1 protein-coding gene is annotated in these 265 nt (G+C 63.8%); it reads right to left on the bottom strand.

What is annotated here, in order from left to right; genetic code table 11:
- Positions 1–265, bottom strand: a 265-nt coding sequence (locus SB816_RS32415) for a hypothetical protein (protein ID WP_410548301.1), incomplete at both ends; no start/stop codon positions are given.

Raw genomic sequence — 265 nt, 5'->3', positions numbered from 1 at the left:
GAAGCGGAGGTCGCGCATCTCGAACGAGATCGCCGCGCCGGCCGTGCCGTGAACGCCGCTCGCATCGATGGGCTTGTCGACCTGCGCTGCAACGTCGATGCGCAGATCGTCTCTCTGCAAGATGCGTGGCATCAGCAGAAGGCACTCGTCGACGAAATTCTCTCGCTGCGTCAGGCAGTTGAGCGGACTGGCGGCGGTCCTGCTCATGGCGATGTCGCTGCCCATGTCGAAACACGCGCAACGCTGATCGATGCTGTCGCGCGAC

The organism is Achromobacter sp. SIMBA_011, from assembly GCF_046535435.1.
GTDB classification, from domain to species: Bacteria; Pseudomonadota; Gammaproteobacteria; order Burkholderiales; family Burkholderiaceae_B; genus Achromobacter; species Achromobacter dolens.
This window is presented reverse-complemented; position numbering and strand designations above follow the sequence as displayed.